Raw genomic sequence first — 11,784 nt, 5'->3', positions numbered from 1 at the left:
CACCACCCGCTTCTCGGGGCACGGCCTCGCGCACCGATGCCGCATGCTGCGGCGATCCTTCATCGCACGGCTCCTCGTGCCGCGCGGGCCGCCGAATCCGGAGGTCTCAACGCGGCGCTGCCGGCGGGCGGATCTTAATCGCCGCCGATGGCCGGCTCTCCAGGTCTTCCTCGTCCACCGCCGTGACCACCACCGTCAAACCTTTTCCGACCACCGCCGCCGGCAGCAATGCCGGCGGCCCGGCAACCGCCAGTAGCCGTTCCGACGACAGAAATCCTTTGCGATAGAGGCGGTATTCCTTCATGCCCGGCCGCCCCTCCCAGCTCAGTCGTGCGCCCTCCGCTGTCCATTCCGCCGCCAGGCTCTCCGGCGCCGGCGGCAGCGGCCGCGCCGCGCCGCGGGCCTCTGCGGAGGCGGCGCTCTCCAGGGTGTCGCGATCCACCGCGCGGAGGCGGTAATACCGAACTTCGCCGTCGTTCAACCCCGCGTGCACTGCGACGGTGCCGCTGGTGCTGATCACCTCGCGCCAGCGCGAACTGTCCGCCGCACGGGATTCCACCACGTAGCGGACGATGTCCGGCTCGGGGTTGGGAGCCCAGGCGAGGGCAACGGACTTGGGGCGGTTAGTCGTCGCGGTGAGGCCGGTCGGCACGGAGGGCGCGGGTTTCGTGGTCGCCAACACCGTCTCGGACCACGGCGACGCGGCATTCGCGGTGTTGAACGCGCTGACGCGGTAACGGTACCGCGTACCGTCCTTCAAATGGCCGACCGGCGACGACCTCGACGCGCCGGCCCGGTCCAGAAACTGCGTTGTTGTCAGGCCGCTCACCTGGCCGACGAGCACGAAGGGGCCAGTTTCACCCTCCCCACGTTCGATTCGATAGCCGGTGACCTTTAAATCCGGCGAGGCGGCCCACGCAACTTCAACCGCGCGCGGGAGGCCGGAGCGTGCGCTGACGCTTTGGGGAGCGGGCGGCGGTGCCCGAGTGACGGCCTCCACCGGCGGCGACCACGCGCCGCGAGAGCCCACCGCATTGAACGGCCGGATGCGGTAGATGTAGCAGGCCTCATCCTTCAGATTGCCGGGATCGCGCAGGCCGTCGAGGTGGTTGGTGCTCAGTCGGCCCTGAACGGTCACCAGCAGCCTGAACGCGTCCTCTCCGGGGGCGCGGCGTTCAATTTCGTACCCCGTCACATCCCCTTCCGGGCTGGCCGTCCAGCGCAGCGGAACGCACCGCACTTCGTCCGAGGCGGCGCGCAGATCCGCAATGGGTGCCGGCGGTGGCAGCGTCATGACTCGGACCGGCTCGGAGGGCGGCCCCACTGCGCCGACCCGGTTGATCGAAGCGACGCGGTAGAGGTACTCCGTGCTATCCAGTAGGTCCGTGCCGGGCCGGCCGCCGTCGACCAATGTCGTGCCGGTGGTCTCGCCCCGCGGGACCCACTGCCGCTGGAGGTCCGCCGCCAACGCGCGCTCTATCCGGTAGCGCACAATGCCCTCCGCGCGGGGTGCGGTCCACGTGAGCGTCACCGCGCGAGATCCCGTGGCGACGGCGCTCACCGTCGGCGGCGGATCCGGGGGTGGTGCAGTCATGCTTTCGACGGGCCTGGATGGCTCGCTCAGTCGGCCGGGGCCAGCCACCGCGATGATGCGGTAGTAGTAGGTCGACGAATCTTTCAGGCCATCCCGATCGGTGTACATGCCCCGTAGGGGTGAGACTTCCGCAATCTTTACGAAAGGCCCCTGCAGCGACTCGGCGCGCTCGATGCGGTAGGCCGAAATCGCTTCTCTCGGCACGCTCCAGGTCAGCGTGACCTCGCGAAGGCCGAGGTCCGAAGCCTTCAGGTCGCTCGGTGGCGGAGGAGGTGGTGGCGGCGGGGCAGGTGCCGCGGGGGCGGAAGCCGGCACGGGCGCGCCCATCGCGGTGCCCGGCGCCGGCGTGGAGCGCTGCGCGCCCAAACGCTGATACAAGCCTGCGATCAGCTCGTGCACCACCGCTCGACCGTGCGCGGCCAGCGGCACGTTCGGGTCCTCCGCCATTTTCGCGAGGTCCGCGCTCCAGAGAATCTGGCCGGTCTGCGAGTGGATCAGCCGGATCGAGAGACCCACCACCGCGTGGGTGCGGCCGCCCCGCGCCTGGGTGGAGTATTCATCCACCGTGCCGATCACGACGCCATCAGCGCCCAGCATCCGGCCCACTTCCATCGCTCGGCGTTCGGAGAGGCCCGCCATCGCCAGCTCGGTTTCGCTCAGCACGCCGGCCATTTGGCTGCGCTCCACCAGCGTGTAGCGGCCGAGCTTCAGCATTTCCGTCACCACCATGTCCGCGACGGATGCGCCGATCAGCTCCGTGGGCGCTTTGAACGGCAACACCGCGATCTTCACAACGTCGGCGCGCACCGGCGCCACATACACATTTGCGGCGGAGCGCACGGAGGAAAAGTAGGGATTCGTGGGTACGGTCGCGCAGCCGGTCAGTCCCATCGCGACGATCGTCGCACAAAAGGCCCCTACCGTCCCTCCGCGAAGGGGCGGGATCGGCCGCCCAGCAACGAGATGAGCCACGGAATGAGCTCCAGTGCCACTATAGACGAACCGGGCGGCTAGGGAAAGCCGGAAGGGTGCAATAGGCCGCCGCGTCGCGCGCAGATGGGCCGCGTGGGTTGGGATGCCCGCCTGCGGATGGCGCCGGCAGAGTAGCGGCGGAGATCCCTCCAAATGTGGGATGCCGCCGAGGCAGCGGGTTCCGAGCCTTGGAATGGCGCTCAGGCTTCGGGTGGCGCGGTCCGAAGAGCGCCCCGCAAGACACGTCGCGAACGTCGACGAAGTCGGCGCCAGAGCCGCTCAGGCGATCTCGAGGCCGGTTGCAGTGGCGGACTTCGGCTGGCCCGAGGAGCGGCCACAGAGCTGCACCGTCGCTTCGGTGATGGCCAGGTGTGCGCCACCGACGGCCAGGCGCAGCCGCCCCTCGTTGTCCAGGCCCTCGCACCGTCCCCGCACGAGGCGGCCATTGAGCTCCGCGAGCACGAGCCGGTTTTCGAGCGCGTGGCGTTTACGGTAGCGTTCCATCCAGTCGGTGGCCGCGCGTGTGGCGAGCACGGCCTGCCAGATCTCTACCAGTAGCGCAGCGCGCGAAGGAGGAGCGGGGAGCCACTCGCGCAGCGAGGTGGCGATCGCGCGCACGTCGGCCGGTGCGCGGCGCAGGTCGGTGGTGACGTTGATGCCAATGCCGATCACGTCCGCTTCCCGCACCCGGGCGGAGAGGATGCCGGCGAGCTTGCGGCCGCGCATCCACACGTCGTTCGGCCACTTCACCTGCACGGTGCGAGGCGGCAGATGTCGGGCGAGCGTCTCGGCGACGGCCAGGCCGGCCCGCAGCGGCACCTGGCCGACGGGCATCGCTGGCACCACGGGGAGCACCAGCGTTGCGCAGAGGGATCCCTCATCCGCCCACCATCGATTGGTGCCCCGGCCGATGCCGGCGGTCTGGTGGGCGGCCACCAGGAGCGCCGGCGGACGGAGCCGGCCCGCCTCCAGCATTGCGATCGCGCGCTGCTGAGTGGAACCGAGCCGCGACCACACTCGCACCTGCGCCGGAGCGACCGCGCGACGCAAGGGACCGGAACGGATCGGGTCGCGCACGATCAGGCCGCTTTGCTGCCCGCAGGTTCAATCACCAGCAGCAGGTCGCGCGTCTCGACCGCGGTGCCGGGCTGTACGTGGAGTTCGCGGATCACGCCGCCGACCGGCGCATAGACCGCGGTCTCCATTTTCATCGCCTCGATGCTGAGCAGTTTGTCACCCGGTTTCACCGACTGGCCAACCTGCACCGCCAGCGTGGAGATCTTGCCGGGCATCGGCGCGGCGATGTGGCCCGGCGCGTCGGGTTCCGCCTTCTTGCGGCGGACCGTCGCGCTCTTGTGCGACCGATCCACGATGCGGACGTTCTGCGGCTGGCCGTTCAGTTCGAAGAATACATCGCGCGCGCCGTCGTCGCCCGGCTGACCGACCGCGAGCAATCGAACGATGATCGTCTTGCCGGGTTCGAGGTCGACGGTGATTTCGCGGCCCGGCGTCATGCCGTAGAAGAAGACATCGGTCGGCAGCAGCGACGTGTCGCCGTACTGGCGCCGGTGGTGCGCGAAATCGAGGAACACCTTCGGGTACATGAGATAGGCCAGCAGGTCCGTTTCGGTTGGCTCCTCGTGCAGCTTTGCGGCCAGCTCGCGTCGGATCGCCTCAAAGTCGGTCGGGGGCAGCAGTTCACCGGGCCGGCGGGTGAGGGGCTTGCGGCCGCGCAGCACGATCTGCTGCAGCTTCTTCGGCCAGCCGCCCACCGGCTGGCCGAGCTTACCCTCGAAGAGTTCGACCACCGACTCCGGGAACGACAGTTGCCGCGTTTCGTCCAGCACGTCTTCTGGCTTCAAGTTGTTCGCGACCATGAACAGCGCCATGTCGCCGACGACCTTGCTGGTGGGCGTGACCTTGACGATGTCGCCGAAGAGCTCATTCACTTGCGCGTAGGCGCGCAGCACTTCCGGCCAGCGGTCCGCAAGGCCGAGGCTGCGGGCCTGTTCCTGCAGGTTGGTGACCTGGCCGCCTGGAATTTCGTGGCGGTAGACCTCCGCGGTGCTCGATTTCATCCCCGCTTCAAAGGGGTAGTAGAGCGCGCGTACCGCCTCCCAGTAGGCCGCATACTCGCTCAGCGCATCCGCATCCAGGCCGGTGTCGCGCGGCGTATTTCGGAACGCCGCGACAATCGAGTTCAGGTTCACTTGGCTGGTGAAGCCGCTCATGGACTCGACCGCGCAGTCCGCGATGCTGGCACCGGCCTCGGCGGCCTGCAGGATGGCCGCCGCCTGCACGCCGGCGGTGTCGTGCGTGTGGAAGTGGATCGGGATCGAGATCTCCTCCCGCAGCGCCTTCACAAGTTTGCCCGCCGCGTAGGGCTTGCAGAGACCCGCCATGTCCTTGATGCCGAGAATGTGGGCGCCGGCCTTCTCGAGCTGCTTCGCGAGCTTGACGTAATATTTCAGCGAGTACTTGTCGCGCCGGGGGTCGAGCAGGTCGCCGGTGTAGCAGATCGCCGGCTCGCAGACCGCGCCGGTCTCGAGCACCGCGTCCATCGCCGGCCGGAGGTTCGGCAGCCAGTTCAGACAGTCGAAGATGCGGAAAATGTCGATGCCGCGCTCCGCGGCGCCGTGCACGAAGCGACGCACGACGTCGTCGGGATAGTTGGTGTAGCCGACCGCGTTGCCCGCGCGCAGCAGCATCTGGAACGGGATGTTCGGAATCGCGCGGCGCAGCTCCGCGAGACGCTCGAAGGGGTCCTCCTTCAGGAAGCGCATCGCGGCGTCGAAGGTGGCGCCGCCCCACATTTCGAGGCTGAAGAGGCCGGACAGCCGGTGCGCGACGAACGGTGCGATATTGACCATGTCGCGGGTGCGGACCCGCGTCGCCAGCAGCGACTGGTGTGCGTCGCGGAAGGTGGTGTCGGTGAGGAACAGCCGTCGCTGCGTGAGGATCCAGTCCGCAAATTTCTTGGGACCGAGCGCCTGGAGTTGCTGGCGCAGGCCCGCCGGCGGCTCACCCGCGGGCACGGGCGGAATGCGGGGGGTGGGGAGCGCGCGGCCGTCGCTGCGCCCCTTCACCTCCGGGTTGCCGTTCACGATCACCTCGCCCAGGAACGCGAGCAGCCGGGACGCGCTGTCGCGCCGCTTCGGCCAGCGGAAGAGTTCGGGCGTATCGTCGATGAACGTGGTGGTGGCCTCGCCGCGCTGGAACGTCGGGTGCAGAATCAGGTGGTTCAGGAACGCGATGTTGGTGCGCACGCCGCCGATCCGGAACTCGCTCAGCGCGCGGTTCATCCGCTGGATCGTTTGCGCGAAGGTCGGCGCCCAGGCGGTCACTTTCACCAACAGCGAGTCGTAGTAGGGCGTGATCACCGCGCCGGTGTAGGCGGTGCCGCCGTCCAGCCGGATGCCGAAGCCGGCCGGCGAGCGATAGGTCGAGATACGTCCGTAATCCGGAATGAACCGGTTTTCGGGATCCTCCGTGGTGATGCGGCACTGGATGGCGAAGCCGTTGGCGCGGATCTCCTCCTGCGGCGGGATCGCGAGCTCGGGCGAGTCAAAGTCATGCCCCTGCGCCAGCAGGATCTGCGCCCGCACGATGTCAATGCCGGTCACCATCTCCGTGACGGTGTGCTCGACCTGGATGCGCGGGTTCACTTCGATGAAATAGAACTCGCCGGTGTCCGCATCCACGAGAAACTCGACGGTGCCCGCGCACAGGTAGTTCACCGCCCGGGTCATCCGAACGGCCGCCTCGCAGATGCGACGGCGCAGCTCGGGGTCGAGGTTCGGCGCCGGCGCGATCTCCACAACCTTCTGGTGGCGCCGCTGCACGGAGCAGTCGCGCTCCCAGAGATGCCGAATGCCGCCCCGGCCGTCGCCGAGGATCTGCACCTCGATGTGGCGGGCGCGACGGATGTAGCGCTCAATGAAGACCGCGGGGTTGCCAAACGCCCCGCCGGCCTCGCGCATCGCTTCCTCCAGCTTGGGCTCCAGGTCGGCGGCCTTCTCGACCACCCGCATCCCCCGTCCGCCTCCGCCGAAACTGGCCTTCAGGATGAGGGGGTAACCAATCCGCGCCGCCGCCCGTCGCAGCTCCGGACCCGGACGCACCGGCTTGTCGGTGCCCGGTACCGTCGGCACCCCCACCTGCTGCGCGATCTGCTTTGCCGCGATCTTGTCGCCGAACGTCGCCAGCATTTCCGGCGTCGGACCGATGAACAGAATGCCCGCGTCGCGGCACGCCCGCGCGAACTCGGCATTCTCGGAAAGGAACCCGTAACCGGGGTGGATCGCGTCCGCGCCAACCTTTTTCGCCAGTGCGACGATGCCCGGTATGTCGAGGTAGGCGCCGACCGGCCCCTTGCCTTCGCCGATCAGGTAGGTCTCGTCGGCCTTGAACCGATGCAGCGCGAAGCGGTCCTCCTGGCTGTAGATCGCAACGGTCCGAAGGCCCAGCTCCGCCGCACCGCGAATCACGCGGATCGCGATCTCGCTTCGGTTCGCCACCAGCAGTTTTTCGATCTTTCTCATATCGGGCGGATCAGCACCGACCCTCTCCGAGAATGGAGGGCTGCATGCAGTTGTTCAGGCTCCTGCTCACGTCCTGCGGACCTTCTTGAGTCCTCCAGCATAACGCCGCACAGGTACGCTGTCAAGACCTATCACCCTCCACCGAGCCGGTGAACTGGACATTGCCACCATCGCACGGTCTCCAGCGGCTGCCGCGCTCACCACCGTGCGCGCCCGATGCGCCCGCAGCACGCGGCGGCGGCCGGCGGGGTTGCGGGCGGCGGCCGTCGGGGACAGACTTGAGCAGAGTTCGGCGGGCACCGTGGCGACGATTTCCCGACAAACGATCGAGCTGATCCGGTCGCGATGCGACATCGTAGACGTGGTCAGCAGTTATCTGCCTTTGCATCGTGCGGGATCTTCGTTCCGGGCGCTGTGCCCGTTCCACAAGGAGAAAACCCCGTCGTTTCACGTGAACCCGGCGCGGCAGATTTATCACTGCTTTGGATGCGGTGCGGGCGGCGACGTGATCCGGTTCGTGATGGAATACGAACGGCTGGATTTTGTCGCTGCGGTGCGGATGCTGGCGGGGCGGGCGGGGGTGCCGATCGAGCTGGACGAGCGTGAGCGGGTGGCGGTCTCCCAGCGCGCGAGGCTGCTGGCGCTGCATGAGGCCGCGACGGCGTTTTTTCAGGCCGCGCTGGCGGAAGCGGCGGACGCGGAAGCGGCCCGCCGATATCTGCGTGAACGCCGCCTCGACGGCGAGGCGGCGCGACGCTTTCGGATCGGCTGGGCGCCGGGCGACGGCGACGCGCTGCTGCGCTGGGGCGCCCGCTCGGGCTGGAGCGCGGAGCTACTGGAGGCCGCCGGCTTGGCGGTGCGGACGGAGGACGGGCTCCGCGACCGGTTCCGCCGGCGCGTGATGTTCCCGATCTGCGACGAGCAGGGCCGGCCGATCGCATTCAGCGGCCGAATCCTGCCCGACGACCAGTCGCCCGCGAAATACCTGAACAGCCCGGAGACGCCGCTGTTTCAGAAGGGACGGGTGCTGTACGCGCTGCACTTCGCGCGCCGGCGAATTCTCGAGACGCGGCGGGCGGTGCTGTGCGAGGGGCAGATTGACGCGTTGCGCTGCCAGCTGGCCGGCATCGAGGTGGCGGTCGCCGCGCAGGGAACCGCGGTGACGCCGGACCACGCGCGCACGCTGCGTCGCTATGCCGATGAGGTCGTTGTGATGCTCGATGCCGATCTGGCGGGGGAGGCGGCGGCGGTGCGCACTGCGAAGACACTGCTGCAGGAGGACCTGGCGGTCCGCGTCGCGGTGCTGCCGGCGGGGGAGGACCCGGATTCCCTGATCGTGCGGGCCGGCGCGGAGGCGGTGACCAGCGCGATCGAGGCGGCGATGCCGGTGGTGGACTTCGTGGTGCGTGTCGCCGCGGGGCGGGGGCAGCTGCGCAGTGACGCAGGACGGCGGCGATTGCTGGGCCAATTGATGGAGCTGGTTGGCGCGATTGCCTCTCCCGCGATGCGCGAGCAGATGTTGCTGCGAATTGCGCAGCTGTTGGGGGTGACGCCGGCGGCGATGCGCGACGAGTTTGACGGATGGCGGCGTCGCCATGAGGGCCGGGCGGAGCCCGGCGTCTCCGAAGAGACCGAGGCGGCTCCCGCCGCCCCGCCGCCCGACGACGAACTGCAAACGGTGGAAATCGCGCTGCACCACCCCGAGTGCCGACCGCTGCTACAGACCTACGCGCGACCGGAACTGATCAGCCACCCAGTGCTGCGGCGGGTGTATGAGCGGGTGCTGGCCGCGGGCGAGGGCGCCGTGGAGTGGCCGCCGGGAGGAGAGGACGCCGACTTCGAGCGGCTCGTTGCCCGGCTGGAGATGTCGGACCGCGCGCTGGCGCTCCGATCTCCGGAAATGAGGCTCGAGGCCGCCAGAGGGTGTGTGTTGCAGCTTTGGCGGAACCATCTCAGCCGGCGCCGCCAGGAGCTGCTGCAGCAGGCAGCCGTCGCGGACGGCACCCGTGCGGAGGAGCTTCGCAGGGAGGCGCAGGTGCTTACGCTGCAGATCCGGCGGCTGCGCGAGAAGTGGGAGCGGGCGGTCGCAGTGCTCGAGCTGATCGAGTGAGTAGCGGGGCCGGCTGGCACCAGCGAATTGACGCCAGCATGGGCGACGGAGAAAAACAGGTGGCCGCCGGGCCTCGCTCTGCGTCCGTAATGGCGCCGCGATTCGCAGAAGCGCGGCGGCGGGCGTATGGTTTCGGTGTCCGCCGCAATCGCCTCTTGGCCACGCGAGCGAGTTTCGAGCGCGCAGGGTGAGATCGTGTTCGGCGGCGAGAGGTCCACCACCATGAAACCGAGCGACTGGCGGCGGAGATGGATCCCAATGGCGGCCACGTGCATTGGCCTGACGGGTTGTGCGACAACCACCACTGTGCCCGGCGGCCCTTCCGCGCCGGTTGGGCGGCTGGAGGAGACGGTCACGAACCCGCCGCTCGCCGTGGCGCTGTCTTCCAAACAAGTCCGCGTTCGCCGGGGCGAGCCGATCCCCTTTGAAGTTGTGATCCAAAACGTTTCCCCTCAGACGATCTGGCTGCCGAAGGAGCCGACGGTGGTGCTGGTCTGGACCTATCCGACCGGGCAGAGAGATAACACAATGACTCCGATGGTGTCCCAGGTATCGCTGGGACGAGAGGCGTTGTTGGAACTGCCGCCGGGTGAGACGGTGGCCCGGCAGGTGATCGTGTCCAGCCGGTATTTTCCGCGGCTGGGCGTCACGAAATTTCAGGCGATTGTGCAGGTGCCGTCGAACACCGTCGCCATTGCGCTGCCGACGGGGCGGTACAACTCCAACCGGTTCGGCGTCTTCGTGACCGAATGACCGGTTTCGAGTTTTGGGCGCATCGCCCGGGGCGAGTGTGCGTGCCCGCGCTGGCATCGGGAAGCTGCGCTCCGCGCTCGAGGAGGCCACGGGCGGCGGCTTTTGGCCAAACTTCCGATGGGATCGTGGGCTCGGTGCAGAGCTTTCGGCCGTCCGTCTCGGCACGGCGCCGGTCGAGCCGCGGCCCGAGATGAGCGGACGGGCTGTGCGGAGGTCCTTGGGCGATCTGTGTGCGAAGCAGTCGCCGTTGTAAAAACGGCCGTGGAGAGACGCGCTGGCGGTAGTGAAATGGTGGGCGATTGAGCGGCGAGCGTCGCGAGCGTTCAGGGGTGCGACGTCGATCGGTGAAACCGATGCCGGCGCCGGCTCTCGGGGAGGACGGCGACCGCTGGAGAGCGTTCGGCAGTGGTGGGAGTTGCGCGGGCAGACCGGCCGGCTCAGACTGACTCATCGGAGCGAGGTGCCGGAGGTGAAGAGGAGATGAAGTGTTGTGATTGGCGGTGTGTGGCCGGCTCTCTCGTGGCGGCGGCGCTCGTGGGCGGTGCGGATGACATCGAGTGGCTGAGGGCACGGGCGGAGCGTCTCGATCGCGATCTGCGCGAACGTATTCTGCCGTACTGGGCGGCGCGGGGCCGAAACATCGAACAGATCGAGCAGGAAGGGTTTGTGTTGGATGACCCGCCCCGGGGCGGCCCGCCGGAGCGGATGCTCGTGACGCAGAGCCGGATGGTGTGGACCTTTTCGCGGGTGCACCGGCTTGGCTACAGCGACGCGCGCCGCGACTATGGCGCGATCGCGGCCGCCGGCTACCGCTACCTGATGCGGCGGTTCTGGGACGCCGAGCACGGCGGCGCGTATTGGGCGGTGGCCGCCGACGGACAGCCGACCAATCCGAGAAAAATGATGTACGGCCAGGCGTTCGGCATCTATGCGCTGGTGGAACACGCGCGCGCGGGCGGAGGGCGCGAGCCGCTGGAGCGGGCGCTTGCCTGGTTCCGGCTGTTGCGCGAGCGAGCGTACGATCGCCGGCACGGCGGTTGGGTGGAACACTTTGAGCGCGACTGGCGGCCGCTGCCGCTGCGCGATCCCGCCGGGGTGCCGGAAGTGGCCGGACTGAAGAGCGCGAACACCCACCTGCACCTGATGGAGGCCTTCACCGAGTTGTACGCGGAAACGCGTGAGGCGGACGTGCGCGACGCGTTGGAGGAAGTGCTGCGGATCAATCGCGAAGTGTTCTACCCGCGCGATCCCGCCCGGGCCTGCTTCCACCGTCAGCCGGACTGGTCCCCCGTGGACGATGCGCGCAGTGCGGGTCTCTCCTACGGTCACAACGTCGAGTTCGGCTGGTTGATGCTCGAGGCGGAACGGGCGCTGGGCCGTCCGCTGTCGTTGGAGCACTTTCGGGCACATCTGGACCACGCGCTGCGGTGCGGCTGGGATGCGGAGCGCGGGGGGCTTTACCATCGCGGCGAGGGCGAACAGCCCGCCACGGACCGACGGAAGGTCTGGTGGGTACAGGCGGAGATGCTGGCGGCGCTTACGGAAGCCTGGGCGCTGGACCGTGATCCGCGCTGGGCGGCGGCGATGCGCCGGCTGTGGGAGTTTGCGGACCAATGGATGACCGATCCCGAGACGGGAGTATGGTGGGATTCGGTGGAGGCGGATGGCCGGCCCGCGCGTGCCGCGCGCGCCCACGGCTGGAAGGCAAACTACCACGATGTGCGGGCGTTTCTAAAGTTCATCGAGGTGATGAGGTCCGCGTCGGCGCAGTCCGGCGGCGCTTGCACACGGACCGCGGAGGCATAGATTGTGAA

General features: G+C 68.5%; 6 protein-coding genes. 3 read left to right on the top strand and 3 right to left on the bottom strand.

The window, feature by feature from the left end; genetic code table 11:
- Positions 1-106 precede the first annotated feature (106 nt).
- The 3 genes from N2652_07665 to N2652_07655 all read right to left on the bottom strand — a co-directional run bounded on the left by N2652_07665 (position 107) and on the right by N2652_07655 (position 7,107).
- Positions 107-2,566, bottom strand: coding sequence for a fibronectin type III domain-containing protein (locus N2652_07665; protein ID MCX7819065.1), 2,460 nt, complete (start codon positions 2,564-2,566; stop codon positions 107-109).
- A 279-nt stretch (positions 2,567-2,845) separates the two neighbouring features.
- Positions 2,846-3,643: a biotin--[acetyl-CoA-carboxylase] ligase gene (locus N2652_07660; protein ID MCX7819064.1), complete on the bottom strand. Its 798-nt coding sequence runs from the start codon at positions 3,641-3,643 to the stop codon at positions 2,846-2,848.
- 2 nt (positions 3,644-3,645) lie between these two features.
- Positions 3,646-7,107: a pyruvate carboxylase gene (locus tag N2652_07655; protein ID MCX7819063.1), complete on the bottom strand. Its 3,462-nt coding sequence runs from the start codon at positions 7,105-7,107 to the stop codon at positions 3,646-3,648.
- Positions 7,108-7,408: 301 nt separating this feature from the next.
- Between N2652_07655 and dnaG the strand changes: the two genes are divergently transcribed.
- The 3 genes from dnaG (at position 7,409) to N2652_07640 (ending at position 11,776) form a co-directional block, all read left to right on the top strand.
- On the top strand, positions 7,409-9,217 hold the full coding sequence (gene dnaG / locus N2652_07650) for a DNA primase (GenBank protein ID MCX7819062.1): 1,809 nt from the start codon (positions 7,409-7,411) through the stop codon (positions 9,215-9,217).
- A gap of 222 nt (positions 9,218-9,439) precedes the next feature.
- Positions 9,440-9,970: a hypothetical protein gene (locus tag N2652_07645; GenBank protein MCX7819061.1), complete on the top strand. Its 531-nt coding sequence runs from the start codon at positions 9,440-9,442 to the stop codon at positions 9,968-9,970.
- Between the two features lie 480 nt (positions 9,971-10,450).
- Positions 10,451-11,776, top strand: coding sequence for an AGE family epimerase/isomerase (locus N2652_07640; GenBank protein MCX7819060.1), 1,326 nt, complete (start codon positions 10,451-10,453; stop codon positions 11,774-11,776).
- Positions 11,777-11,784 lie beyond the last annotated feature (8 nt).

It is taken from the genome of Kiritimatiellia bacterium, from assembly GCA_026417735.1.
GTDB lineage: Bacteria > Verrucomicrobiota > Kiritimatiellia > PWTM01 > PWTM01 > CAACVY01.
The sequence above is the reverse complement of the archived record's forward strand: the minus strand, read 5'-3'. Positions and strand labels throughout refer to the sequence as shown.